Annotated in this window: 25 protein-coding genes; 6 read left to right on the top strand and 19 right to left on the bottom strand. The window is 72.1% G+C overall.

Going from position 1 to position 23,855, the window contains the following annotated elements; all coding sequences use genetic code 11:
• From ABZ915_RS19005 to ABZ915_RS18930, 16 genes are all read right to left on the bottom strand, one after another.
• Positions 1-515, bottom strand: a 515-nt coding sequence (locus ABZ915_RS19005) for a flavodoxin-dependent (E)-4-hydroxy-3-methylbut-2-enyl-diphosphate synthase (protein ID WP_361803828.1), incomplete at its 3' end; no start/stop codon positions are given.
• A gap of 4 nt (positions 516-519) precedes the next feature.
• Entirely contained in the window at positions 520-1,542 is a 1,023-nt protein-coding gene (gene hpnH, locus ABZ915_RS19000) for an adenosyl-hopene transferase HpnH (RefSeq protein ID WP_361803825.1), read from the bottom strand.
• A 5-nt stretch (positions 1,543-1,547) separates the two neighbouring features.
• A complete protein-coding gene (locus tag ABZ915_RS18995) occupies positions 1,548-2,183 on the bottom strand; it encodes a 1-hydroxy-2-methyl-2-butenyl 4-diphosphate reductase (protein ID WP_361803822.1) in 636 nt (211 codons plus the stop codon).
• Positions 2,183-4,252 (bottom strand): squalene--hopene cyclase, encoded by a 2,070-nt coding sequence (gene shc / locus ABZ915_RS18990; protein ID WP_361803819.1) that lies wholly within the window; start codon positions 4,250-4,252, stop codon positions 2,183-2,185. Before shc ends, ABZ915_RS18995 begins: the two co-directional genes overlap by 1 nt.
• A 125-nt stretch (positions 4,253-4,377) precedes the next feature.
• Positions 4,378-5,442, bottom strand: a complete 1,065-nt coding sequence (locus ABZ915_RS18985; protein ID WP_361803892.1) for a polyprenyl synthetase family protein — start codon at positions 5,440-5,442, stop codon at positions 4,378-4,380.
• A 68-nt stretch (positions 5,443-5,510) separates the two neighbouring features.
• A complete protein-coding gene (hpnE, locus tag ABZ915_RS18980) occupies positions 5,511-6,947 on the bottom strand; it encodes a hydroxysqualene dehydroxylase HpnE (protein ID WP_361803816.1) in 1,437 nt (478 codons plus the stop codon).
• On the bottom strand, positions 6,944-7,048 hold the full coding sequence (locus tag ABZ915_RS18975) for a DUF6380 family protein (protein WP_361803889.1): 105 nt from the start codon (positions 7,046-7,048) through the stop codon (positions 6,944-6,946). The genes hpnE and ABZ915_RS18975 overlap by 4 nt, the downstream gene beginning before the upstream one ends.
• A 35-nt stretch (positions 7,049-7,083) precedes the next feature.
• A complete protein-coding gene (gene hpnD / locus ABZ915_RS18970; RefSeq protein WP_361803813.1) occupies positions 7,084-8,046 on the bottom strand; it encodes a presqualene diphosphate synthase HpnD in 963 nt (320 codons plus the stop codon).
• The gene (gene hpnC, locus ABZ915_RS18965; protein WP_361803810.1) at positions 8,043-8,939 is read right to left on the bottom strand and encodes a squalene synthase HpnC; all 897 of its coding nucleotides are present in this window, start codon (positions 8,937-8,939) and stop codon (positions 8,043-8,045) included. Before hpnC ends, hpnD begins: the two co-directional genes overlap by 4 nt.
• 360 nt (positions 8,940-9,299) lie before the next feature.
• Positions 9,300-10,088 carry an ABC transporter ATP-binding protein gene (locus ABZ915_RS18960; protein ID WP_361803807.1) on the bottom strand — a complete coding sequence of 263 codons (789 nt, stop codon included), beginning with the start codon at positions 10,086-10,088 and terminating at the stop codon, positions 9,300-9,302.
• Entirely contained in the window at positions 10,081-11,010 is a 930-nt protein-coding gene (locus ABZ915_RS18955; protein WP_361803804.1) for an ABC transporter permease, read from the bottom strand. The genes ABZ915_RS18960 and ABZ915_RS18955 overlap by 8 nt, the downstream gene beginning before the upstream one ends.
• Before the next feature lie 59 nt (positions 11,011-11,069).
• Positions 11,070-11,954, bottom strand: coding sequence for a glycosyltransferase (locus ABZ915_RS18950; RefSeq protein WP_361803801.1), 885 nt, complete (start codon positions 11,952-11,954; stop codon positions 11,070-11,072).
• Positions 11,955-11,959: 5 nt separating this feature from the next.
• On the bottom strand, positions 11,960-12,739 hold the full coding sequence (locus ABZ915_RS18945) for a CDP-alcohol phosphatidyltransferase family protein (RefSeq protein ID WP_361803798.1): 780 nt from the start codon (positions 12,737-12,739) through the stop codon (positions 11,960-11,962).
• Positions 12,717-13,778: an iron-containing alcohol dehydrogenase family protein gene (locus ABZ915_RS18940; protein WP_361803795.1), complete on the bottom strand. Its 1,062-nt coding sequence runs from the start codon at positions 13,776-13,778 to the stop codon at positions 12,717-12,719. The genes ABZ915_RS18945 and ABZ915_RS18940 overlap by 23 nt, the downstream gene beginning before the upstream one ends.
• A complete protein-coding gene (locus tag ABZ915_RS18935; RefSeq protein WP_361803792.1) occupies positions 13,766-14,518 on the bottom strand; it encodes a phosphocholine cytidylyltransferase family protein in 753 nt (250 codons plus the stop codon). The genes ABZ915_RS18940 and ABZ915_RS18935 overlap by 13 nt, the downstream gene beginning before the upstream one ends.
• Positions 14,515-16,320 (bottom strand): DUF5941 domain-containing protein, encoded by a 1,806-nt coding sequence (locus tag ABZ915_RS18930; protein WP_361803789.1) that lies wholly within the window; start codon positions 16,318-16,320, stop codon positions 14,515-14,517. Before ABZ915_RS18930 ends, ABZ915_RS18935 begins: the two co-directional genes overlap by 4 nt.
• A gap of 299 nt (positions 16,321-16,619) precedes the next feature.
• On the opposite strand from ABZ915_RS18930, the gene galE reads away from it, so the two are divergent.
• The 3 genes from galE (at position 16,620) to idi (ending at position 19,559) form a co-directional block, all read left to right on the top strand.
• The gene (galE, locus tag ABZ915_RS18925) at positions 16,620-17,609 is read left to right on the top strand and encodes a UDP-glucose 4-epimerase GalE (RefSeq protein WP_361803786.1); all 990 of its coding nucleotides are present in this window, start codon (positions 16,620-16,622) and stop codon (positions 17,607-17,609) included.
• 139 nt (positions 17,610-17,748) lie between these two features.
• Positions 17,749-18,690 (top strand): cation diffusion facilitator family transporter, encoded by a 942-nt coding sequence (locus ABZ915_RS18920; RefSeq protein WP_361803783.1) that lies wholly within the window; start codon positions 17,749-17,751, stop codon positions 18,688-18,690.
• Positions 18,691-18,965: 275 nt separating this feature from the next.
• Complete coding sequence (idi, locus tag ABZ915_RS18915; protein ID WP_361803780.1) at positions 18,966-19,559, top strand: isopentenyl-diphosphate Delta-isomerase; 594 nt, start codon at positions 18,966-18,968, stop codon at positions 19,557-19,559.
• A 6-nt stretch (positions 19,560-19,565) separates the two neighbouring features.
• On the opposite strand, the gene ABZ915_RS18910 is transcribed toward idi, so the two are convergent.
• A complete protein-coding gene (locus ABZ915_RS18910; protein ID WP_361803886.1) occupies positions 19,566-20,060 on the bottom strand; it encodes an ATP-binding protein in 495 nt (164 codons plus the stop codon).
• 180 nt (positions 20,061-20,240) lie between these two features.
• On the opposite strand from ABZ915_RS18910, the gene ABZ915_RS18905 reads away from it, so the two are divergent.
• Positions 20,241-20,996 (top strand): enoyl-CoA hydratase-related protein, encoded by a 756-nt coding sequence (locus tag ABZ915_RS18905; RefSeq protein WP_361803777.1) that lies wholly within the window; start codon positions 20,241-20,243, stop codon positions 20,994-20,996.
• Here the strand turns inward: ABZ915_RS18905 and ABZ915_RS18900 are convergent.
• Positions 20,968-21,618, bottom strand: a complete 651-nt coding sequence (locus ABZ915_RS18900) for a DJ-1/PfpI family protein (RefSeq protein WP_361803774.1) — start codon at positions 21,616-21,618, stop codon at positions 20,968-20,970. The two genes, ABZ915_RS18905 and ABZ915_RS18900, sit on opposite strands and share 29 nt — an antisense overlap.
• A gap of 7 nt (positions 21,619-21,625) precedes the next feature.
• Entirely contained in the window at positions 21,626-22,594 is a 969-nt protein-coding gene (locus ABZ915_RS18895) for a GlxA family transcriptional regulator (protein WP_361803771.1), read from the bottom strand.
• Between the two features lie 114 nt (positions 22,595-22,708).
• On the opposite strand from ABZ915_RS18895, the gene ABZ915_RS18890 reads away from it, so the two are divergent.
• Together ABZ915_RS18890 and ABZ915_RS18885 are read left to right on the top strand one after the other, a co-directional pair.
• Positions 22,709-23,578 (top strand): hypothetical protein, encoded by an 870-nt coding sequence (locus tag ABZ915_RS18890; RefSeq protein ID WP_361803768.1) that lies wholly within the window; start codon positions 22,709-22,711, stop codon positions 23,576-23,578.
• A gap of 111 nt (positions 23,579-23,689) precedes the next feature.
• Positions 23,690-23,821: an LPFR motif small protein gene (locus tag ABZ915_RS18885; RefSeq protein WP_361803765.1), complete on the top strand. Its 132-nt coding sequence runs from the start codon at positions 23,690-23,692 to the stop codon at positions 23,819-23,821.
• The last annotated feature ends 34 nt before the right edge of the window (positions 23,822-23,855 follow it).

The following is a 23,855-nucleotide window of genomic DNA, read 5'->3' as shown; positions in this document are numbered from 1 at the left end:
GCCGACTCGACCAGCGCCTCCGGGGTCGCCCTGCCGTACTTCTGGAGCAGGCGACGGTCGAGGGAGCCGGCGTTGACACCGATGCGGATCGGCGTCCCGTGATCCTTCGCGGCCCGCGCGATCTCCCTGACCTTGTCGTCGAACTGCTTGATGTTGCCCGGGTTGACGCGGACGGCCGCGCAGCCCGCCTCGATGGCCGCGAACACGTACTTCGGCTGGAAGTGGATGTCGGCGATGACCGGGATCCGGGACTTGCGGGCGATCGTCGCGAGCGCGTCCGCGTCGTCCTGCGTCGGGCAGGCGACCCGCACGATCTGGCAGCCGGACGCGGTCAGTTCCGCGATCTGCTGGAGCGTGGCGCCGACGTCGGACGTACGGGTCGTCGTCATCGACTGCACCGACACCGGGGCCCCGCCCCCGACCGCCACCGGTCCGACCTGGATCCGCCGCGACACGCGCCGCGGCGCCACCGGCCGGACCGGTACCTCGGGAACGCCCAAGGGAACGGCGGTCACGACGTCACTCCCGGTTCCCGGAGACCGTCTCGCGCATGGCGCGCAGGGACTCCTTGAGCGACCCCATGGTGGCCAGCACGGCGGTGGGCTCGTAGCCGCAGTGCGCCATGCAGTTGGCGCAGCGCGGGTCCTTGCCGCGGCCGTACTTGTCCCAGTCGGTGTCCTCGATGAGTTCCCGGTACGTCGGCACGTACCCGTCGCTCATCAGATAGCAGGGCCGCTGCCAGCCGAAGAGCGAGTAGTTCGGGATCGCCCAGGCGGTGCACGGGAAGTCGACCTTGCCCTCGAGGAAGTCGAGGAACAGCGGGGAGTGGTTGAGCCGCCAGCGGCGCCGGTTGCCGCCCGCGAAGGCCTTCTTGAACAGCTCGCGGGTCTGCTCCACGCCCAGGAAGTGCTCCTGGTCGGGCGCCTTCTCGTAGGCGTAGGCGGGCGAGATCATCATCTCGTCGACCTTGAGGTCGTCGTTGAGGAAGTTGAGCACCTCGATGATCGTCTGCGGGGTGTCCGTGTTGAAGAAGGTCGAGTTGGTGGTCACCCGGAAGCCGCGCCGCTTGGCCTCCTTGATGGCCTCCACCGCCTCGTCGAACACGCCCTCCTTCGCGACCGACTCGTCGTGCCGCTCCCGCAGTCCGTCGATGTGCACCGCGAACGCGAAGTAGGGGGAGGGCTTGAACTTGTCCATCTTCTTGCGCATCAGCAGGGCGTTGGTGCACAGGAAGACGTACTTCCGCTTCGCCACCAGCTGACGCACGATCTCGTCGATCTGAGGGTGCATCAACGGCTCGCCACCGGCGATGGAGACCATGGGCGCGCCGGATTCGAGCACCGCCCCCACGGCCTGCGCCACCGGCATGCGCTGCTTGAGCACGCCGGCCGGGTGCTGGATCTTGCCGCAGCCCTCGCACTTGAGGTTGCAGGCGAAGAGGGGCTCCAGCTCCACGATGAGCGGGAACTTGTCCCGCTTACGGAGTTTCTGTTCGGCCAGGTATGTAGCGACCTTGATGGACTGACGCAGCGGCATGGCCATCTGGCTCACCTCCGGGGGAGCAGCAAAGAACGGTGCCATTCGTAGAAAGCGGGAAGGACGGAACGAAGAACATGGAAAGCTGATATTCCACCGCGCACCGTGCCGATCCGGACGAGTTCATGTTCTGGAGCGTCCACGACCACCCGGACGGCCGCAACCGGGCGCTCGCCCGCGCGGACGGCGCTCAGGAGCGTGGCCGCCGACTCCATGTCGACCGCGATCGCGCCGGTCGAGAGCAGACCGGCCCGCTCCTGACCACGGACGACGTGGTCGGAGCCGGTGAGCGGACCGGTGTGGACGGTGCGTCCGGGCAGGATGCGCGCGAGTTCCTTGACGAGCAGGTCGGTGCCGACGCAACCGACGCTCCCGCGCGGGTCCCGGGTCTCCTCGGCGACGACCAGGTCGCCGGGGTGCATCCCCGGAGCCAGCCCCGCGCAGAAGCCGGAGGCCAGGACGGCGGCCCCGGCGAAACCCGGGTCGGCCAGCAGCCGGGTGACGGACCGTTCCGCCGCCTTGGGCCCCATGCCCGTACGCAGGACGGTCACCGGCCCGCCTCCACCGCCCCGCCCGTGCAGGGCGAGGCGTTCGATGCCGAGCGCGCAGGCGATCAGCAGCGGGGGCGGGGCGGGCTGGGTGCTCATCAGCTCCCCTCGGCCTCGGCGAGGGGCTTGTCGGCGGCCTGCGTGACGAGCTCCGGGACGGGCCGCCCGGCCGGCTGCCGATCGGGCTTCTGGGTGAACGGCTCCCCGTTCAGGTAGCGGCCGAGCGCGGTGAGCGGGAAGACCTGCCGGTAGAGGTGGTAGTTGATGGAGAAGTCCCAGGGGAAGCCGGTGCCGGTGAAGTACGGCTCGTCCCAGGAGCCGTCCTCCCGCTGGGTGTCCGCGAGCCACTGGACCCCGCGTTCCACGGCCTTGGAGTCCCGCTCCCCCGCGGCGAGCAGCGCCATCAGCGCCCACGCGGTCTGGGAGGCGGTGGAGGCGCCCCGGCCGCTCCACTGCCTGACGTACTTGTAGGAGCGCAGGTCCTCGCCCCAGCCGCCGTCGTCGTTCTGCACCGCCTCCAGCCAGGCCACCGCCCGGCGGACCGCGGGGTGCGAACCCGGGAGGCCGGCCGCGGTCAGGGCGGGCACCACCGAACCGGTGCCGTAGACGTAGTTGACGCCCCAGCGCCCGAACCACGAGCCGTCCGGTTCCTGTTCGGCGAGCAGCCACTGGATGCCGCGCCGGGTCCGCGGGTCGTGGGCGAGGCCCTCGACCGCGAGCATCTCGACGACGTGCGCGGTGACGTCCGCGGACGGCGGGTCGATGACCTCGCCGAAGTCGCAGAACGGCAGCCGGTTGGGGAACGGGCTGGTGTTGTCGACGTCGAAGGCGCCCCACGCGCCGTTCTTCGACTGCATGCCGAGGTTCCAGCGCACCCCGCGCCCGATCGCCTTGTCCACCCGCTCCGGGTCGTGGTGCTTCACCCGGCGCAGGGCGAGGGCGACCTCGGCGGTGTCGTCGATGTCGGGGTAGTTGTCGTTGTGGAACTCGAACGCCCAGCCGCCCGGCGGAAGTCCGGGCCGCCGGACCGACCAGTCTCCGGGCCGCACGACCTGCTCGCCCAGCATCCAGTCGGCGGCCTTGACGAGCGCCGGGTGGTCGGCGGGGAGCCCGGCGTCGGCGAGGGCGATGGTGGCCAGGCAGGTGTCCCACACCGGCGACTGGCAGGCCTCGATCATCCGGGCCCCGTCCTCGCGCCACACGGCGAAACGGTCCAGCGACTGAAGGCCCGCGCGCATCACGGGGTGCTTCAGGTCGTAGCCCAGCAGGTACAGCGCGATGACCGAGTACACGGCGGGCGGCTGGATGCCGCCCCAGCAGCCGTCGTTCTCCTGGCGCTCGATGATCCAGCGGGCGGCGGAGTTCATGGCGGCCCGGCGCAGCCGGCGCGGGGCGACCTTGCGCAGCTGGTGCAGCGCCTTGTCCAGACGCTGGAACACGCCGTCCCAGCTCGCCGCCGGAGCGAGCGGCTCGGCCGGGTTGGGGTGCGCCGGGTCGGTGTGCAGTTCGTCGAGCGGGAAGGGCGCGGGGCGCACCGGGCGCTTGGCGGAGACGACGGTCAGCGGCACGATCGTCTGCCGGGCCCAGCAGCCGAAGTCGTAGATGTTGAGGGGGAACCACTTCGGGAACCAGACGAGTTCCGGCGGCAGTTCGGGCAGGTCCTCCCACTTCCACCAGCCGAACAGGGCCAGCCAGATCCGGGTGAAGACCCGGGCGGCGGCGATGCCGCCCCGCTCGCGGACCCAGGCCGAGGCCCTGCGCATGTGGGGGGCGTCCGGCTCGTCGCCGGCCAGGCGGAGGGCGACATAGGCCTCGATGGTGGCGGAGAGTTCGCCGGGGCCGCCGTAGAAGGTGGCCCAGGTGCCGTCCTCGCGCTGCTCGCCCCGGATGAAGAGCGCGGCGGCCGCGGTGGTCGCCTCGTCGCGGATGCCGAGGAACTGACGCAGCAGCAGGTCCTCGGCGTCCATCGTGACGTTGGTCTCGAGGTCGCCCTTCCACCAGCCCTCGGCGTCCTGCCGGGACAGCAGGAAGTCGGTGGCGCGCCGGGCGGCGCCCGCGGCGGCTTCGTGCACCCCGGCCGCGACGGGGGTGGTGATGTCGGTTTCGCTGGCCGCGGCAGCGCGGGACGGCAGTGTGGCCCCGGTGCTTCCGTCGGTCGTCGCTGTCATGGCTTCCCCTTCGTGCAGTCGAGTCGTGCTGCTGTGGGTCCGCCGTCGGCCGGTGCGCGGGTGCGGTACGCAGTACCACGCCGCTCCGGCCGGCGACTACGCGAGGGCTGTTCGACCGATAATGATCATCTCTTCCGTACGACGACGAAGTCGGCGAGCGCCGTGAACGCGGCCCGGACGCGGTCCGGCATGCCGACGGCGTCGAGTGCCTCGATGGCGATGGTGTGCTGACGGCGCGCCTCCTCGGCCGTCCAGTCACGGCCCCCGGCCTTCTCGATGAGGGCGGCGCGGGCCGCGAACTCCTCCTCGGAGAAGTTCTCGAAGTCGCTGCTCTTGGCGTCGGCGGCGAGGATCTCGCCGAGCCGCTCGGAGGCGCTGCCGCCCGCCGCGAGCGCGGCCACGACCGGCAGGGACTTCTTGCGCTGGCGCAGGTCGCTCCAGGTCTGCTTGCCGGTGGCCCCCGGGTCGCCCCAGATGCCGAGGAGGTCGTCGACGGCCTGGAAGGCGAGGCCGAGGTGGTAGCCGTACTTCTCCAGGGTGTCGGCGGTGTGCTCGTCGGCGCCGCCGAGCACCGCGCCGATGGAGGAGGCGCAGGCCAGCAGGGCGCCGGTCTTGTTGCCCTCCATCTCCAGGCACTCCTCGACGCTGACGCGGTCGCGGTGCTCGTAGGAGATGTCCTGCGCCTGACCGTCGATCAGGGCCCGGGTGGCGGTGGTCAGCCGGCGCGTGGCGCGGCCCGCCTCGACCGTGCCGAGCTCCAGGAGGACCTCGTTGGCCAGCGCGAACAGGGCGTCACCGACGAGGATGGCCTGGGCGGGACCGTGCACCTTCCACACGGTGTCGCGGTGACGGCGCTGCTCGTCACCGTCCATCAGGTCGTCGTGCAGCAGCGAGAAGTTGTGGACCAGTTCGACGGCGACCGCGCCGGGGATGCCGGTCTCGGGCGCGGCGCCGGTGACCTCGGCGGAGAGCACGGCGAGGGCAGGACGCACGGCCTTGCCGCCGTCGCCGTCGGCCGGGTTGCCCGCCGCGTCGATCCACCCGAAGTGGTAGGCGGCGACGGTGTCCATGGGAGGCGCGAGCCGGTCGACGGCCGCCCGCAGCACCGGAGTGGCCAGCGTCCGGCCGCGCTCCAGGAGCGCGGCCACGTCCACCGCGGTCTCTCGAGCGGCCTGGTCGGCCGGGGGCACAGTGGGCACAGTTACTCCTCTTGTTGCGGTGCCGGGGGTGCGGGAGTTTGCCGCGTGCCGGTCGGGCGTCACGCCGCCTCCTCGAGCTCGAAGAGATGGCGGGGGCGGGGCCGGCCCAGGGCGCTCAGCGCGGCGTCGGCCGCGCTCACTCCGCTGCGGACCGCACTCTCCATGGTCGCGGGCCACCCCGTGGCGGTCCACGCTCCGGCCAGGTAGAGGCCGGGTGCCTTGGTGCGGGCGCCGGGCCTGAGGCGCCCGACGCCGGGGACGGGAGCGAACGTCGCCGTGCGCTCCCTGGTGACGAAGAAGTCCCTCACCTCGGCGCCGCGCGCGCGGGGCAGCAGCCGCTCAAGTTCGGGCAGATAGCGCTCGCGCAGTGCGGCGACCGGTGCGTCGATCTCGTCCTGCGCGGCCGACTGGGACAGGGCGAGGTACTGGCCCTCGCCGAGGCCGGACGCGTCCGTGCGGTCGAAGACCCACTGCACGGGCGTGCCCAGGGCGGCGAAGAAGGGCCTGGCGAGCACCTTGCGGTCGTAGACGACGTGGACGTTGAGGATCGGCGCGGTGCCGATCTCCAGCAGCCGCCCGGGGGCGTCGAGGGCACCGGGCGGCAGCAGGTCGTGCGCCTCGCGCTGCGGTACGGCGAGCACCACCGCGTCCGTCCGGAGCGTCTCGCCGGGAACCTGAACGTTCCAGCTGCCGTTCTCGTTGGTAGAGACGGAGGTGACGCGTGAACGGACCTCGGTACGCACGCCCGCGGAGTCGAGCGCCTTGCGGGCGAGACGGTCGTGCAGTTCGCCCAGCGGCACTCGGGCCCAGCCGATGTCGGCCGCACCCGGGTCGGACAGCAGACCGGTCTTGAACACCATCGCGGCGAGCCCCAGCGAGGCGTCGCCCGCGACCGCGTTGAGGGTGGCGACCCCGACCAGGTCCCACAGGGCCTCGACGGCACGCGCCGACTGGCCGTGAGCGGCCAGCCAGCTGCCGAAGTCCTGTGCGTCCAAGGCCGGATCGGCGAGGTCCAGCCCCTTGAGCGCGAGCGCGGCACGCCCGACCCCGGCCCGCTCGGCGAGTGAGAGGTGCGGGTACGTGGCGAGGCTCCGGCCCAGGTGCAGGGGTACGGGCAGCGCGTCCCGCCGCAGCCTGCCGAGCCGCCGGCCCTCGGGCCGTGCGACGTCGAGAACGGGCACGTCGAGACGATCCTGCAACGGTGCCAGCGCCGCCCCCTCGATACGGTCGAGGAACCAGCGGTAGGCGGTGCAGCAACGCAGGTACACGTGCTGTCCGTTGTCGACGGTCAGCTCGCCGCGCCGGAAGGAGAAGGCGAGGCCGCCCAGTCTCGGCCTGCCCTCGACCAGGGTCACGTGCACGCCCGCGTCGGCGAGCGCGAGCGCCGCGGTGACACCGGCCAGCCCGCCGCCGACGACCACGGCGGTACGTCCGGCCCGGTCCGGGGTGGTCCGGCGGTCGGCCGGTGGCCGGCCGGACCGCGTGCCCTCGGTCATCGTGCGTCCTCCTGTGCAGGTCCGTCGTGCTGACGGAACGATGCACGGCGGACCGTCGCAGTCAGGGACGCCGCGCCGCGGCGGAGGGTTGCCTGCCGCATGCCGGGGGTGGAGTCCTCCTCGCCCAGGGGGTCCATCAGGCGCGCCTCCTGACGGTCCGCCGGGAGCTGTGGCGGGTCACGTGCCGGGCGTCGAGCCCGGACAGGCCGCGCACGGCGACGTACGCCTTCTCGCGCCCGGGCAGCGAGACCCGGCCGCGCAGCACGGCCTCCGGGTCGCGCTCGATGCGGTCGAGCAGCCGGCGGTAGATGCCGGCCATGGCGGCGACACAGGCGCCGCTGCGCCGGTCGAGCATGGGCAGCAGCCGGTAGCCCTCGGCGAAGAGGGCACGGGCCCGCCGCACTTCGAAGTGCACGAGGCCCGGGAAGTCGGAGCCCTCCGGTGGCGTGGGCCCGTCCAGGCCCGCGGAGCAGCCGAATTTGGCGAGGTCGTCGGCGGGCAGGTAGGTGCGGCCGCCCTCGGCGTCCTCGCGGATGTCCCGCAGGATGTTGGTGAGCTGGAGCGCGAGCCCGAGCGTGTCGGCGTACTCGGGCGCGCGTTCGGCGCCGCGCGCCCCCGGTTCCGTACCGAACACGCCCAGCGAGAGGCGGCCGATGGCGCCGGCCACGCAGCGGCAGTAGACCTTGAGGTCGTCCCAGGTCTCGTAGGTCTCGCCGCGCACGTCCATCTGGACGCCGTCGATGAGTTCGTCGAGGCCGCCGAGCGGGATCGGGAAGGCCTCGGCGGCGTGGGCGAGGGCGACCGCGACCGGGTCGGTGTCGTCCTCGGCGACCGTGCCCTCGCGGATCCGGGTGAGCACGGCCCGGGTCTCCTGGAGGCGTTCGGTCTTGACGTCGTCCGCCAGCGCGCCGTCGCCGATGTCGTCGACGCGCCGGGAGAACGCGTACAGCGCCGACATCGCGCGGCGCTTGGGCGTGGGCAGCAGCCTGATGCCGTACGCGAAGTTCCGGGCCTGCTGCCCGGTGACGGCCTCGCAGTAGCGGTAGGCGGCGAGTACCGGTGCGGACACGTGCGGCACAGAGTCCACGGTCCGGATCACCCCTCTCCTCGCAGAGTCGAGCCCACCTCACGCAGCAGCTGAGCCTTGCCGGGCTTGGGCGGGCCGGGAAGTACGTCGTATTCGGCGGCGGCGATCGCACCGATCGCCGCCCTTCCCCCCGCCACGAACCCCGCGAGCAGCAGCCTCAGTCTGCCGTGGACGCTACCCACCAGGGGGGCGCCTTCATTCAGGAGATCGCGGGCGCGTTCCGCTTCGTACGCAACCAGTGCGCGCAACCGTGCGCCCGCGGTCGTCATGGCGAGATCCGCCTGCTGGACCTGAAAGCGTTTCAGGTCCTCGGCGGGCAGATAGATCCGGTCGCGGCCGAGGTCCTCGGCGACGTCCTGGAGGTGTTCAATGATCTGGAGAGCGGTGCAGATCCGGTCGGACAGCCGGATCCGCTCGGGCGTGGCGGTGCCGGTGACGGCGAGCACGAGACGGCCGACGGGGTTGGCGGACAGTTCGCAGTAGGCGAGCAGGTCGTCGTAGGTCTCGTAGCGGGTGACGAGCTGGTCCTGGCGGTTGGCCGCGATCAGGCGGAGGAACGGCTCGGGGGTGAGGGAGCGGCGGCGCACGGCCGGCTGGAGGCGGCGCAGCAGGGGGTGGTGCGGGGTGGCGTCGAAGACCCGGCGCAGGTCGGTCTCGAAGGCGTCGAGGAGGACGAGGCGGTCCTCGGCCTCGGTGGCCGACACGCCGAGCAGCTCGGCGTCGGCGCCGCCGGGGGCGAGGTCGCCGTCCCCGATGTCGTCCACCAGACGGGCGAAGCCGTAGACGGCCATGAGGTCGTCGCGCCAGTCGCGGGGCAGGAAGAACGGCGCCACGGGGAAGTTCTCGCCCGCGGCCTTGTCGAGGGTGGCGCGCTCCGTCTCGCGCGCCGTGTCGGTTCCCGTCACCGTGCTCTGCCCGTGGCGGAGACGGCACGTGCTGCGTTGAGCTGGGGAGTTTCCGTAGCCATTGCCGTCACATCTCCCGTTCTACACCGCCGACCCAATACTCACTATTTCGGACACGCCGCCCGGCCGTCCGTGGGGCGGCCCTGGCAGAGGGTGTCGCGTAGTATCGCCCCACTTGCCGCTTTCCGGGACCGGTACAGCTTACGTTGTACAACGCGGTCAGGACCGTCGGGGTGTCCCGCGCATCACAACAACACACCGATTGGCGTCAAGATTCCTAACGCCAGCAGGAGTTGGCGTTTCCTTTGCAGACGCGGGGCCCCGCCGAAAAGGTTGCGGCGGGGCCCTGGCCGAATGTGGTCACTTCCCCGTGAACTTCTCGTATTCCTTGAGGACCTCTTCAGTGGGGCCGTCCATGCGCAACTCGCCGCGCTCCAGCCACAGGACGCGGTTACAGGTGTCACGGATGGACTTGTTGTTGTGGCTGACCAGGAACACGGTGCCCGCTTCCTTGCGGAGCTCCCGGATGCGTTCCTCGGAGCGCTTCTGGAACTTGCGGTCACCGGTGGCCAGCGCCTCGTCGATCATGAGGACGTCGTGGTCCTTGGCGGCGGCGATGGAGAAACGCAGGCGCGCGGCCATGCCGGAGGAGTAGGTGCGCATCGGCAGGGTGATGAAGTCGCCCTTCTCGTTGATGCCGGAGAAGTCGACGATCTCCTGGTAGCGCTCCTTGATCTCCTCCCGCGACATGCCCATGGCGAGACCGCCCAGGACGATGTTCCGCTCGCCGGTGAGGTCGTTCATCAGGGCGGCGTTGACGCCGAGCAGGGAGGGCTGGCCGTCGGTGTAGACCTTGCCCTTCTCGGCCGGCAGCAGGCCGGCGATGGCCCGCAGCAGGGTGGACTTGCCGGAGCCGTTGGAGCCGATCAGGCCGATGGCCTCGCCCCGGTAGGCGACGAAGGAGACCCCGCGCACGGCGTGCACCTTGCGCACACCCCGCGCCTCGTCGCCGGAGCCTCGCTTGAGGATGCGGCTCAGGGCCGCGGTGGCGCTGCCCTTGCCGGTCTTGGCGCCGTTGACGCGGTAGACGATGTGCAGCTCGTCCGCGATGACGGTGGGGCGGCGCTCCCCGGTGTGCTGGTCAGCCACGGCCGTACCTCTCCTCCGCCTTCCAGAAGTACACGAAGCCGCCGGCGAAGACGACCACGGCCCAGAACAGGGCGATGACCCACACGTGCGGCGGCAGGTTCGAGGCGCCGTAGCCGTCGATCAGGGCGAAGCGCATGAGGTCCATGTAGACGGCGGCCGGGTTCACCTGGAGCACGCGGGCGACGGTCTCGGACCGCCCTTCGAGCATCTTGTTGATCGAGAACATGACGCCGGAGGCGTACATCCAGGTACGCAGGACGAACGGCATCAGCTGGGCCAGGTCGGGCGTCTTGGCGCCCATCCGGGCCACGATCAGCGCGAGCCCGGTGTTGAACAGGAACTGGAGCGCCAGCACCGGCACGATCAGCAGCCAGGACAGGCCCGGGTAGCTGCCGAAGCCGATCGCCACGACGAACAGCACGAGCATCGAGAACAGCAGTTGCTGGAGCTGCTGCAACGCGAAGGAGACGGGCAGCGAGGCGCGCGGGAAGTGCAGGGCGCGCACCAGTCCCAGGTTCCCGGAGATCGCCCGTACACCGGACATGAGCGAGCTCTGGGTGAAGGTGAAGACGAACACGCCGGTCACCAGGAACGGGATGTACACGTCCTGGGACATGCCCCGGCTGGCGTGCAGGATCAGACCGAAGATGAAGTAGTACACGGCCGCGTTCAGCAGCGGCGTGGCCACCTGCCAGAGCTGGCCGAGCTTGGCCTGGCTGTACTGGGCCGTCAGTTTCGCCTGGGAGAAGGCGAGGATGAAGTGCCGCCGCCCCCACAGCTGACGGATGTACTCGACGAGCGAGGGCCGGGCGCCACTGACGGTCAACCCGTACGTGGCGGCGAGCCCTGCCGCCGTCAGTCCCTCGTCGGGCGACGGGGCCGCGCTCACCGCGATGCCGCCGTCGTGCGTTGTCTCACTCACGGGTTGGAAACTTTCGTCTTCGAGTGCAATCGAGTACTTCGCGTACTTCGTCGAGCTTGTCAGATCACCGGGGGGCGGCCCAGCCGCGTGAGCCGCCACACGGTGCGCCACTTCATCGGCCGGCGGGGCCCGCACGGAGTGGTCCAGCCCTCCCTGAACCCGCCGAACCAGGCCTTCAGGGCCGGGCGGGAGGGGCGGCGCAGCAGGGTGAGCAGCATCCAGACCCCGAGGTAGACCGGGACCAGGAGGGCGGGGAGGTTCCGGCGGGCGAGCCAGACCCGGTTGCGGGCGACCATGCGGTGGTAGACCGCGTGCCGGGAGGGCGCGGTCGTCGGGTGGTACAGCACCATGTCGGACCGGTAGTCGATCATCCAGCCCGCGTCGAGGGCCCGCCATGCCAGGTCGGTTTCCTCGTGCGCGTAGAAGAATTCGTCCGGGAGTCCGCCGACTTCGGCGAGGACCCGGGTACGGACGGCGTTGGCGCCGCCGAGGAAGGTGGTGACCCGGGAGGAGCGCATGGGGTCGGAGGCCCGCAGCCGCGGCACGTGGCGGCGCTGGGTGACGCCGGTCTCGGGGTCGGCGATGCGGAAGCTGACGATGCCCAGCTTCGGGTCGGCGGTGAAGGCCTGCCGGCACAGCTCGGCGGTGTCGTGGCCGGCGAGCAGCCCGTCGTCGTCGAGGAAGAGCAATATGTCGACATTGCGGCCGCCGGGCCCGAAGGCCTCTATGCCGACGTTGCGGCCGCCCGGGATGCCGAGGTTCTCGGGCAGCTCGATGGTCCGTACGCCCTCGGGGACGTCCGGGACGGGCGAGCCGTTGCCGACGACGACCACCTCGACCCGGTCGCCGTCCTGCTTGGCGACCGAGTCGAGCAGGGCGCGCAGTTCGTCGGGGCGGTTGCCCATGGTGATGATCACCGCGCCGACCTTCGGGGAGCTGGTCACGGCGGTCACCTCAGCCTGCTGGAGGCGAGGATGGACACCAGGTGCAGCACGGTCTGGAGCAGCGCGATGCCGGCCAGCACCGCGACGCCGAGCCGGGTGAAGAACAGGTCGCCGCGCGCCTGGTCGACGACGGCCAGGACCAGGATGAGCAGCGACGCCTCGATGCCGAGGATCAGCCGGTGGAACTTGAACGCGGCGGCGGCCCGGCGGGCCAGGGCCATGCCGGAGGTGCGCATCTCGGCCGCGGCCTCCTTGACCGGCGGCTTGCCCGCCTGGTGCCGGGCGACGCCGACCAGGTCGGTCTCGGCCTTGATCAGGATCGCGCCGAGGGCGGCCAGCGTGCCGAGGAAGGCCCACAGCCAGTCGATACGGCCGGTGCCCCACAGGTCGGCGGCGCGCAGCCCGAAGCCGACGAGGACCGCGGCGTCGGTGAGGTAGGCGCCGACCCGGTCGAGGTAGACGCCGTTCAGCGAGTACTGCTTCTTCCAGCGGGCGATCTCGCCGTCGACGCAGTCCAGCAGCAGGTACAGCTGGACCATCACCACGCCGAGCACGGCGCCCGGGATCCCCGGCACCAGCAGGGCCGGGGCGGCGAGGACGCCGCAGACGGTCATCAGGTACGTGAGCTGGTTGGGCGTGACCCTGGTGTTCACCAGGTAGCGGTCGACCCGCAGGGACACCTCACGCATGTAGAGGCGCCCCATCCAGTGCTCACCGCTGCGCCGGTCCTTCACCCCTGCGGGGTGTACGACCGGACGGAGTTCAGCTACCGATGGCCTTGACATAGTCGGCGTAGACGTCCTTGATCTGGTGGGTCTTGAGGTCGAGGTGCTCGAGGATCGTGTAGCGGCCGGGCCGGGTCTCCGGAGCGAACTCCACGGCCCGGACGAACTCGTCCACCGTGAAGCCGATCTCCTCCGGAAGCACCGGCAGCCCGTGCCGGCGCAGTACCTCCGCCATGTACGCCGACTCCTCGTGGGCGCCGCGCAGGTACATCGCGAAGGCCGCGCCCAGGCCGCACTGCTCGCCGTGGGCGGCTGCCCGCTTGGGGTAGAGCAGGTCGAAGGCGTGGTTGATCTCGTGGCAGGCCCCGGAGGAGGGGCGGGAGTCGCCCGACACGGACATGGCGATACCGGTGAGGACGAGTGCCTCTGCCAGCACCTGGAGGAAGCCGTCGTCGCCGACGCCTCCCGGGTGCCTGAGCACCGCCTCCCCGGCCTGCCGGGCCATGGCTGCGGCGAGGCCGTCGATCTTCTCGCCGTTGACGCGGTTGGACAGCTCCCAGTCCGCGACCGCGGAGATGTTGGAGATGGCGTCACCGATGCCGGAGCGCACGAAACGGACGGGAGCCTCACGGATCACGCCCAGGTCGATGACGACCGCGATCGGGTTCGGCACGCCGTACGAGCCACGGCCGGCGTCGTTGTCGAGGGTCGCGACGGGCGAGCACAGGCCGTCGTGCGCGAGGTTGGTGGCGACGGCGACCAGGGGCAGGCCGACGCGTGCCGCCGCGAACTTGGCGCAGTCGATGATCTTGCCGCCGCCGAGGCCGACGACCGCGTCGTAGCGGCCTGCCTTTATGTCGCCCGCCAGCCGGACCGCGTCGTCGATGGTGCCGCCGTCGACCTCGTACCAGGTGGCGCCGGGCAGCGAGGGGGCGATCCGCTCCCTCAGCCGGGCGCCCGAGCCACCGCTGACGGCGATGGCGAGCCTGCCCGACTGCGAGATCCGCTCGTCCGCGAGCACACACGCCAGGTCGTCGAGGGCACCCGGGCGGATGTCCACGACGACCGGCGAGGGAATGAGCCGGGTCAGTACTGGCACGCGATCTCCCGTCCCCGGGCGAGGTCGTCGTGGTTGTCGATCTCGACCCACGGCACGTCGCCGATCGGCGCCACGTCGATCCTGAAGCCCCGGTTCACCAGTTCCTGGTATCCGTGCTCGTAGAACTGCTGCGGGTCGGTCTCCCAGACCGTCTTCAGCGCGTCGGCGAGCTCCGGGGCCGCGTCGCCCTCGATGAGGGTGACGCCGATGTACTCGCCGGTCGCCTCGGTGGGGTCCATCAGCTTGGTGATCTTCCGCACGCCCTTGTCGGGGTCGACGACGACCTTCATCTCCTCGTCGGCGAGGGACTTCACGGCGTCGAGGGCGAGGATGATCTTCTTGCCGTCGCCGCGGGCGGCGAGCAGCGTCTTCTCGACGGAGACCGGGTGGACGGTGTCGCCGTTGGCGAGGATCACCCCGTCCTTGAGGGCGTCACGGCCGCACCACAGGGAGTAGGCGTTGTTCCACTCCTCGGCCTTGTCGTTGTCGATGAGGGTGAGCTTCAGGCCGTACGTGGCCTCCAGCGCCGCCTTGCGCTCGTACACGGCCTCCTTGCGGTAGCCGACGATGACCGCGACCTCGGTCAGGCCGATCTCGGCGAAGTTGCCGAGCGTCAGGTCCAGGACCGTCGGTTCGCCCTCTATGCCCGCGGGGCCCACCGGCACCAGAGCCTTGGGGAGGCTGTCGGTGTAGGGGCGCAGGCGCCGTCCGGCACCGGCCGCCAGCACGAGGCCGATCATGCGGGTTCTCCTTCATCGTGTACGGCTGGGGCGCCCTTTCTGTGAGCGGCGACCCAGAAGCGGATGCTCTCGAGAAGCACCACCACGGCCACGGCCACGGCGAGGACCGTGAGCGCGACCTTGAACTGCGAGGCGGTGAGCAGCACGGCCAGGACCGTGACCAGCAGCGTCCGCCCCTCCTGCCCCCCGATGGCGCGCACCAGCCAGGCCGGCGGCGCTCCGGCGTCGCCGCGGATGCGGTACACCGTGTCGTAGTGATGGTAGGCGACGGCGGCCACCAGCCCGAAAGCCGCCGGAAGCGCTCCGTTCACGTCCGCTTGGGCCGCCAGCACCAGGACGGTGCCGTATTCGGCGGCGCGGAACAGCGGCGGAACGAGCCAGTCGAGGGCGCCCTTGAGGGGGCGGGACAGCGCCTGACCGGCGGTGACCGTGTAGACGACGGCGCCCGCGACAGGAGCCCAGGTGATCCCGGAGAAGAGGGCCGCGGCGAGGACGACCGTGCCGGCGAGCGCCACCAGGAGCGGAGCGCCGAGGGGGACGCGTGTGGCACGTACCACGAGGGAGGCGAGCGGCCCGTTGTCCGCCAGGTCCGTCAGCGCCCGCGCGGCCCGGTCGGTGCGGCGCGCCTTGCGGGTGAGCGAGCGGAGCACCCGGCCCGCCGTGGTGTACGTCGCGGCGAAGGCGCAGCCGGCGAGCAGCACGTAAAAGGTGATGCGGGGGGTGGTGACCGCCGTGAGGACCGCGATCATGGCCCAGCGTTCGCCGATGGGGAGCACGATCATCCGCCGCAGCCAGACCGTCCAGCCGACGCTGTCGAGCTTGTCGGAGAGGGCCGCGGTGGGGCTGGTGTTGGCGGTGGCGGCCGTACTGTCGGCGTTCGCCTCGTTGAAGGAGAAGTCCACGACGTGCCGGCAGGTCTGGAGCACCATCGCACCGAGCGCGAGGGCCCACACGTCGTCCCCGCCGCGGGCCGCGCCGAGGGCGAGACCGGCGTAGTAGGCGTACTCCTTGGCCCGGTCGAAGGTGGCGTCGAGCCAGGCGCCGAGCGTGGAGTACTGGAGCGAGTAGCGGGCCAGCTGGCCGTCGGTGCAGTCCAGGACGAAGGAGGCGATGAGCAGCACGCCCGCGGCGACGAAGCCCGCGCGGGTGCCGGTGGCCGCGCAGCCCGCGGCTATCAGGGCGGTGAGCAGGGAGGCGGTGGTGACCTGGTTGGGGGTCAGACCGCGGCGGGCGCACCAGCGGGCGACGTAGCGCGAGTAGGGGCTGATGAAGAACGTGGTGAAGAAGCCGTCGCGGGCCTTCACGGCCGACTTCAGGCGTACCGCCTCGTCGTCGACGGCGGCGACGGCCTGCCGGGCCTCGTTGCGGGCCTGCGGGTCGGCGGGGACGGCGGCGACCAGGCTGCCGAGCTCGGGGCGCCGCACCTCGGTGCCGTCGGCGTCGAGGGCGAGGGCGAGCCGGTCGGCGAGGCTGTCCACGGCGAGGGCCGTGCCGCCGCCCGCGGAGGTCTCCCGCGCGATCGCCCGGGTCAGCGCCTGCCGGCCGGCCGGCTGGGCGGTGACGGCGCCGTGGACGGCGGCGAGCGGGAAGCGGGGGTCGGTGAGACCGAGACGGAGCGCGTGCGGGTGGCCCACGAAGCGGGCGTCGACGACGGCCACGCGTTCCCGGGCGGGGACGGCCGCGAGGAGCGTCTCGGTGTCGGAGGCGTCGGTGGCCGTGAGCACCTCGAAGCCGAGGGACCGCAGATCGGTCTCGAGCGACGATCCGGGGACCGGCTGACCGGTCACGATGGCGGTCGACAACCGAACTCACTCCCTGGGTGCCGACGCGTGAGCGCCGGTCGTCTGCATGATGGGGCGCCGCTTGTCCAGGCTCCCGGGCGGCATGTCGGCAGAGGCTATCGGATGACGACAAGCCCGTGTTCACCGCCCGTTCACGGGCCGGTCGACACGGTCTGCATCGGCCGCTGCCGCGATCATCATCGGTGATCCGGGGGCCGCCCACAAACCGCGCCCGATATGGGCCCCATGGGTGGCGGGCATCCGGGACACATCCGGGACATTGGGGACGGGCCGTGCCGGTCGGCATAGGGTGGGCGACCATGACGTGGCTGATCACCGGCGGTGCCGGATACATCGGGGCTCATGTGGCGCGGGTCATGACCGGCGCCGGGGAGCGCGTCGTCGCGCTGGACGACCTCTCGGCCGGGATGCCCGCGCGGCTCCCGGCCGGCGTGCCCCTGGTCGAGGGCTGCGTGACGGACCGGGATCTGCTGGGGCGGGTCCTCGCCGAGCACGCGGTGACGGGCGTGGTGCACCTCGCGGCGCGCAAGCAGGTCGCGGAGTCGGTGGCGCGGCCGGCCCGCTACTACCGGGAGAACGTGGGCGGACTCGCCACGCTCCTGGAGGCGGTCGCCGCGGCCGGGATCGAGCGGTTCGTGTTCTCCTCGTCGGCGGCCGTCTACGGCAACCCGGACGTGGACCTGATCACCGAGGACACCCCGTGCGCGCCGGTGAACGCCTACGGCGAGACCAAGCTCGCCGGGGAGTGGCTGGTGCGGGCGGCGGGCCGGGCGCACGGCATCTCGACCGTCTGCCTGCGCTACTTCAATGTGGCGGGCGCCGCCGAGCCGGAGCTCGCGGACACCGGTGTGTTCAACATAGTGCCCATGGTGTTCGACCGGCTCACCCGCGACGAGGCCCCGCGGATCTTCGGCGACGACTATCCGACGCCCGACGGCACCTGCGTCCGTGACTACATCCATGTCGCGGACCTGGCCGAGGCGCACCTGGCGGCGGCCCGGCGGCTGACCGAGGGGGCCCTGACCGGCGACCTGACGGTGAACATCGGCCGGGGCGAGGGCGTCTCGGTGCGTGAGCTGGTCTCGGTCATCGGCGAGGTCGCCGGCGACCTGCGGCCGCCCGTCGTGGAGGGGCGGCGCCCCGGGGACGCGCCGCGCGCGGTCGCCTCGGCCGAGCGGGCCGCGGAGGCACTGGGCTGGCGGGCGCGGCGCGGGGTGCGCGCGATGGTGGAGTCGGCCTGGGAGGGCTGGCAGGCGCACCACGGCGCGGGCCACGCGCCGGTGCGCTGAGGGTGCCCTGACCTGGGAATCGTTTCCGCAGGTCAGGGCACATGACAACGGTGTTCAGTACCGCGTTGCCGGGTACCCCCCACCCGTAGTTCACTGTGATCTCAGACGGACACGGCGGACACACGGAAGGGCCGACGGCATGGGGGCAGGGCACGATCACGGGCACGCTCACACGCATGCGCCGCCCACCGGGACGGCGGCTGCGGCGTACCGCGGCACGCTGCGTGTCGCGCTGTCGATCACGCTCGGCGTCATGGTGGTCGAGGTCGTCGGCGGTGTGGCCGCCGACTCCCTCGCGCTCATCGCGGACGCGGCGCACATGGCCACGGACGCGTTGGGCCTGGGCATGGCCCTGCTCGCGATCCACTTCGCCAATCGTCCGCCGAGCACCAACCGCACCTTCGGCTACGCGCGCGCCGAGATCCTGGCCGCGCTGGCCAACTGTCTGCTGCTGCTCGGCGTCGGCGGCTACGTCCTGTACGAGGCCGCACAGCGGTTCCTGACCCCGGCCGGCACCGAGGGCGGGCTGATGATCGTGTTCGGTGTGATCGGCCTGGTCGCGAACATGATCTCGCTCACGCTGCTGATGCGGGGCCAGAAGGAGAGCCTGAACGTGCGCGCCGCGTTCCTGGAGGTCGCCGCGGACGCGCTGGGCTCGCTCGCGGTGATCGTCTCGGCGGCGGTGATCCTGACCACCGGCTGGGAGGCCGCCGACCCGATCGCCTCGCTCCTCATCGGGCTGATGATCGTGCCGCGTACGGTCAAGCTGCTGCGCGAGACCCTCGACGTGCTGCTGGAGGCGGCCCCGAAGAACGTCGACATGGCGGAGGTACGGGCGCACATCCTGGCCCTGGACGGCGTGGAGGACGTGCACGACCTGCACGCCTGGACCATCACCTCCGGCCTGCCGGTGCTCTCCGCGCACGTGGTGGTCCGCTCGGACGCGCTCAACGCCATCGGCCACGAGAAGATGCTGCACGAGTTGCAGCACTGCCTGGGCGACCACTTCGACGTGGAGCACTGCACCTTCCAGCTGGAGCCGAGCGGACACGCGGAGCACGAGGCGCGGCTGTGCCACTGACGGCGGCCCACTGACTGCGGGCCGCTGACGGCGGGGGCGCCGCCGGTGGAACGCAGCCGTCCGGAGTACTCCGGCGTCCTTGTGTTCGGGGCACCCATGGACGGTTCCCGGCCATACCCGCAGGGCACGCTCACCTACCGGGTCCCGCTTCCGGCGTCCGGCCGGGACGACCGCCGGCCGCGCCCCGCGCGGACATGCGGACGTGCCGGGAAGTGACGGGAGTGCCGGATTCGTACGGCAGACTTGAGGTGCGAAGACCGAGGCGAAGGATGGGTATGCCGATCACACCTGCCACCGCGACGCACAGTTCGTCGAACGGCACCGCAGAGGCGATTTTGCTGGAACTGGTCGACGAGGACGGCGTGACGATCGGCACCGCGGAGAAGCTCGCCGCCCACCAGCCGCCGGGACAGCTGCACCGCGCGTTCTCCGTCTTCCTCTTCGACGAGCAGGGCCGGCTGCTGCTCCAGCGGCGGGCGCTCGGCAAGTACCACTCCCCCGGTGTGTGGTCCAACACCTGCTGCGGCCACCCCTTCCCCGGTGAGGCGCCCTTCGCGGCGGCCGCCCGGCGCACGTACGAGGAGCTCGGCGTGTCTCCGTCGCTGCTCGCCGAGGCGGGCACGGTCCGCTACAACCACCCGGACCCCGCCTCGGGCCTGGTGGAGCAGGAGTACAACCACCTGTTCGTCGGCCTGGTGCAGACCCCGCCCGCGCCGGATGCGCAGGAGGTCGGCGCGACCGCCTTCGTGACCCCGGCCGAACTGAAGGAGCGGCACGCGGCCGACACCTTCTCGTCCTGGTTCATGACCGTTCTGGACGCGGCCCGTCCGGCGATCAGGGAACTGACGGGGCCGTCCGCTGGCTGGTGAGCCGGCTCACGGGAGCCGCGCGGGTTTGAGCGGCATGGCGGCCCAGATCACCTTGCCGCCGCCCGCCGTGTGCTCCACGTCCACCACCCCGCCCGCCTCCTGGGCCACCTCGCGGACCAGGAGCAGGCCCCGGCCGCCGGTCTGCCCGTGATCGGCCTCCAGCGCCGTGGGACGGTAGGGATGGTTGTCCTCCACCGCCACCCGCACCCACTCGGCACCGACGGCGATCTCCACGGCGAGCGTCGGCGACAGCAGCGCCGCGTGCTTGACCGCGTTGGTGACCAGCTCGGAGACGATCAGCAGCAGCCCCTGGAAGAGGTCGTCCGAGACCGGCACGCCCTGGCGGTGGAGCAGGTCCCGTACGGCGTGCCGCGCCTGCGGGACCGAGGCGTCCACGGCGGGGGCGGTGAACCGCCAGACTCCCTCGTAGGGCAGTGGCTCCGGCGCGCGCCGGTCGCCTCCCTCTGGGCGCGGGGCCGCCCCGCGCCCGTGGTTCTCCATCGTCCGGTCGCCACCCTCGCGCTCGATTGTCACCACACGTCGAGTGTTGGTAACGATCCGCTCCGCCCCGCGGAACTGAACACAAGTCAGCGGATTTCGGATGGTTTCCGATCGTTGCGTTACCACTGGTGCACGGCTCTGACACGTTCGGCGGTGGCGGAGCCGGATAGCATCCGCCGCATGGAGCCCCAGCTGCTGCACGGTGTGACCGGCTCGGTCGCCACCGTCGTCGTCCATCACCCCGCCAAGCGCAATGCCATGACGGCCGCGATGTGGCGGGCTCTGCCGCCGCTGCTGGACGCGCTGGCCGCCGACCCCGCCGTACGGGCGCTGGTGCTCACCGGCGAGGGCGCCACCTTCTGCGCCGGGGCGGACATCTCGACCCTGCGCGGCTCGGCCGAGGAGGCGCAGGGGCTCGCCGTGCGCGCCGAGGAGGCCCTCGCGGCGTTCCCGAAGCCGACGCTGGCGGCAGTCCGCGGACACTGCGTGGGCGGCGGGGCACAGCTCGCGGCGGCCTGCGACCTGCGGTTCGCCGAGGAGGGCGCGCTGTTCGGGGTGACGCCCGCGAAGCTGGGCATCGTCTATCCGGCCTCCGCCACGCGCCGGCTGGTGTCGCTGGTGGGTCCGGCCACCGCCAAGTACCTGCTGTTCTCCGGCGAGCTGATCGACACGGTCCGCGCGCTGCGCACGGGCTTCGTCGACGAGGTGCTGCCGGAGGGGGAACTCGGCAAGCGGGTCGCGGAGTTCACCCGGGTCCTGGTCTCCCGCTCGCAGCTGACGCAGGCCGCGGCGAAGGAGTTCGCGGACGGGCGCACGGACCGGGGCGCGTACTGGACCGGGCAGATGCGCGCGAGCGGCGACACCGCGGAGGGGGTCGCCGCCTTCCTGGAGCGCCGCCGGCCGCAGTTCACATGGTCGGTTCCTGGCCGAGGATGAACCGGCTCTGCGAGCGGAGCAGTTCGACGACCTCGGCGGGTGCCTTCTCCGGGGACCCCGCGTCGTAGGGCGGCTGCGGGTCGTATTCGATGCCCAGCTGTACGGCCTGGGCGACGATATCGCCGGAGATCCTGCCGAGCAGGGCGAGCCCCATGTCGATGCCGGAGGAGACACCGGCCGCGGTGACGTACTTGCCGTCGGTCACCACCCGCTCCCCTGTCGCCTCGACGCCGTACTTCCGCAGTTCGTCCAGGGCCAGCCAGTGCGAGGTCGCGCGGCGCCCCTCGAGGAGGCCGGCCGCGGCGAGCAACAGGGAACCGGTACACACGGACGTCGTCCAGGTGCTGGTGGCGTCCGCGGCACGGATCCAGTCGAGAAGCGCCGTGTTCTCCATCTGCGGGGTCTGGCCGGGGCCGCCCGGGACGACCACGACATCGGGGTTCGGCACCTCGGCCAGGCTCCTGTCGGCGCTCAGGGCGAGGTTCCCGTTGTCGGTGCGGACGGATCCGGCCCGCTCGGCGACGAAGACGACCTCGGAGTCCGGGAGCCGTCCCAGGGTCTCGTACGGCCCCACGGCGTCGAGGGCGGTGAAACGGTCGTAGAGGACGATCGCGAACTGCATGGCTCTCCTAACCAGGCTGGCTGACGGGTGTGGTGCGGAACCTGCGCCGGTACTCGGCGGGGGCCGCGCCGAGGGCCTTGAGGAAGGCTCGGCGCATCGTTTCGGGTGTGCCGTAGCCGCTGGCACGGGAGACCTCCTCGACACCGCCGCCGGTGTCCTCCAGGAGCCTGCGGGCGTGTTCGAGCCGGACCCGGTCGACGTACCGGCCGGGTGTCGTCCCGGTCTCGGCCTGGAAGGCACGGGCGAAGTGGCGGGGCGAGAGGGCGGCGCGGGCGGCCAGGGCCTCGATGCTCAGATCCGCGTCCGGGTTCTCGGTGATCCACTGCTGGACCTCGCGGAGCGGCTCGCGCTGTGCGGTCTGCGCGGCGAGCTGGGCGCTGAACTGGGCCTGGTTGCCGGGTCTGCGCAGGAAGACCACCAGATGGCGGGCGACGACGAGTGCGGGCTCTCGCCCCAGGTCCTCCTCGACCAGCGCAAGGGCGAGATCGATGCCCGAGGTGACGCCGGCGGAGGTGGAGACCCGTCCGTCGCGCACGTAGATGGGGTCGGGGTCGACCTGCACGGCCGGGTGGTCGCGGGCGAGCCGGTCGCAGTACGCCCAGTGGGTCGTGGCCCGCCGGCCGTCCAGCAGGCCCGCCCGCGCGAGCAGGACCGCGCCGGTGCACACGGAGACCAGGCGGGCGGCGCGCGGTCCGTTCTCCCGCAGCCAGCCGGTCAGCCGCGGATCGGGCTCGCGGGTGCCCTGTCCCCCGGGCACGAGCAGCGTGTGCGTCCCGGCCGCCTCCGGCAGCGCCTGGTCCGGTACGACGGTCAGGCCGCTGGAGGTGCGCACGGGGGCGCCGTCCAGGGAGGCCGTCCGGATGCGGTAGGTGCCCGGGGTGTGCGTCTCGGCCCCGGCGAAGACCTCCACCGGGCCGGTGACGTCAAGGCTCTGCACGCCGTCGAAGAGGAGGACGAGAACGGATCGCTGCGTCATGCCACCGATTCTTCAAAGGCGCACGGATGACCGCAATGACGAGCTTCCCACCTTTCCTGCCATCCCCTCGGCCCGCACCCCTACAGGTACCGACCGGTCGGTAACGTGCGACGCATGACTACCGTCGCCCTCGACCCGCGCGCGGGCCGCCGCTGCGCCTCCGCGCTCAACACCCTGCACGCCACCCTTTACTTCTCGCCCGACCTGACGCACGAGCTGGCCGCCCTCGGGATCACCGGCTTCCCGGCGATGAACTTCGCGGTGCGGGCCGCCGCCCTGGGGCCGGTCGGCGCCGGCACGGTCACCGCGACGTTCTACAACTACAAGCACGAGCTCGTGTCGCGCCATGTGCCCGCCGTCTGGGAGGCCGCCGCGCCCGGCCGGGTGCTGGCGGCACGCGCGCGTGCCGCCGACGCGACGCTGCGCCGCCTGCTCGGCGAGGAGGCCGTCGCCTCCGCGGAGATGGCGGAGGCCGCACGGCTGGCGCTGCGTGCCGCCGAGGCCTGCTCCCGGGCCGGCCGCCCGCTGTACTCCGCCCACGCCGACCTGCCGGTCCCCGAGGAGCCGCACCTGGCCTACTGGCACGCGGCGACGCTGCTGCGCGAGCACCGGGGCGACGGGCACCTGGCCGCCCTGGCGACCGCCGGGCTCGACGGCCTGGAGGCGCTGGTGACCCACACCGCGACCGGCAGGGGCACAACGCCGAAGTGGGTCTTCGTCACCCGAGGCTGGAGCCGCGAGGAGTGGGACGTGGCGGCCGGGCGGCTCCGGGAGCGCGGACTGCTGGACGGCGAGGGCGAGCTGGCCGAGCGGGGCGTCGCGCTGCGCGAGGAGATCGAGCGGGAGACGGACCGGCTCGACCGGGCCCCGTACGAGCACCTGGGGGCGGCGGGCGTCGCGCGGCTCACGGAGCTGGGGAAGGGCTTCGCCGGCGCGGCGCTGGCGGCCGGTGCCTTCCCCGCGGACCTGATCGGCAAGGGCTGAGCCGCGGGGCGGGCGCGGGGCGGGGGCGCGGGGCGGGGCATGCCGGTCCGCCGCCGAGGTACCCGCCACTCTCCCGGCCGGGGCGGCCGGGAGACGAAAGGGGAAGAATCCGTGTTCCGTGCGATCGCTGACGTACTGCGCCAGATCGGTGGGGCCGTCGCCACCGTCGTGACGCTGCCGTTCCGGGTCCTGGCCCGGCTGTTCGGCGGCGCGTCGGGCTCGGCGCGGGGGCGCAGGGCCTGATGACGGCGCGCCCGCCCCGCCGGGCGCCGCCCTG

The organism is Streptomyces sp. NPDC046915, from assembly GCF_040644935.1.
Classification (GTDB): Bacteria; Actinomycetota; Actinomycetes; order Streptomycetales; family Streptomycetaceae; genus Streptomyces.
This window is presented reverse-complemented; position numbering and strand designations above follow the sequence as displayed.

Bases quoted from the DNA above. Each gene is read 5' to 3' on its own strand.
- hpnH (WP_361803825.1), bottom strand. From the start codon at position 1,542: ATGGCCATGCCGCTGCGTCAGTCCATCAAGGTCGCTACATACCTGGCC.
- ABZ915_RS18995 (WP_361803822.1), bottom strand. From the start codon at position 2,183: ATGAGCACCCAGCCCGCCCCGCCCCCGCTGCTGATCGCCTGCGCGCTC.
- shc (WP_361803819.1), bottom strand. From the start codon at position 4,252: ATGACAGCGACGACCGACGGAAGCACCGGGGCCACACTGCCGTCCCGC.
- hpnE (WP_361803816.1), bottom strand. From the start codon at position 6,947: ATGACCGAGGGCACGCGGTCCGGCCGGCCACCGGCCGACCGCCGGACC.
- ABZ915_RS18975 (WP_361803889.1), bottom strand. From the start codon at position 7,048: ATGCGGCAGGCAACCCTCCGCCGCGGCGCGGCGTCCCTGACTGCGACG.
- ABZ915_RS18945 (WP_361803798.1), bottom strand. From the start codon at position 12,739: ATGTCAAGGCCATCGGTAGCTGAACTCCGTCCGGTCGTACACCCCGCA.
- ABZ915_RS18935 (WP_361803792.1), bottom strand. From the start codon at position 14,518: ATGATCGGCCTCGTGCTGGCGGCCGGTGCCGGACGGCGCCTGCGCCCC.
- galE (WP_361803786.1), top strand. From the start codon at position 16,620: ATGACGTGGCTGATCACCGGCGGTGCCGGATACATCGGGGCTCATGTG.
- ABZ915_RS18920 (WP_361803783.1), top strand. From the start codon at position 17,749: ATGGGGGCAGGGCACGATCACGGGCACGCTCACACGCATGCGCCGCCC.
- idi (WP_361803780.1), top strand. From the start codon at position 18,966: ATGCCGATCACACCTGCCACCGCGACGCACAGTTCGTCGAACGGCACC.
- ABZ915_RS18910 (WP_361803886.1), bottom strand. From the start codon at position 20,060: ATGGAGAACCACGGGCGCGGGGCGGCCCCGCGCCCAGAGGGAGGCGAC.
- ABZ915_RS18905 (WP_361803777.1), top strand. From the start codon at position 20,241: ATGGAGCCCCAGCTGCTGCACGGTGTGACCGGCTCGGTCGCCACCGTC.
- ABZ915_RS18900 (WP_361803774.1), bottom strand. From the start codon at position 21,618: ATGCAGTTCGCGATCGTCCTCTACGACCGTTTCACCGCCCTCGACGCC.
- ABZ915_RS18895 (WP_361803771.1), bottom strand. From the start codon at position 22,594: ATGACGCAGCGATCCGTTCTCGTCCTCCTCTTCGACGGCGTGCAGAGC.
- ABZ915_RS18890 (WP_361803768.1), top strand. From the start codon at position 22,709: ATGACTACCGTCGCCCTCGACCCGCGCGCGGGCCGCCGCTGCGCCTCC.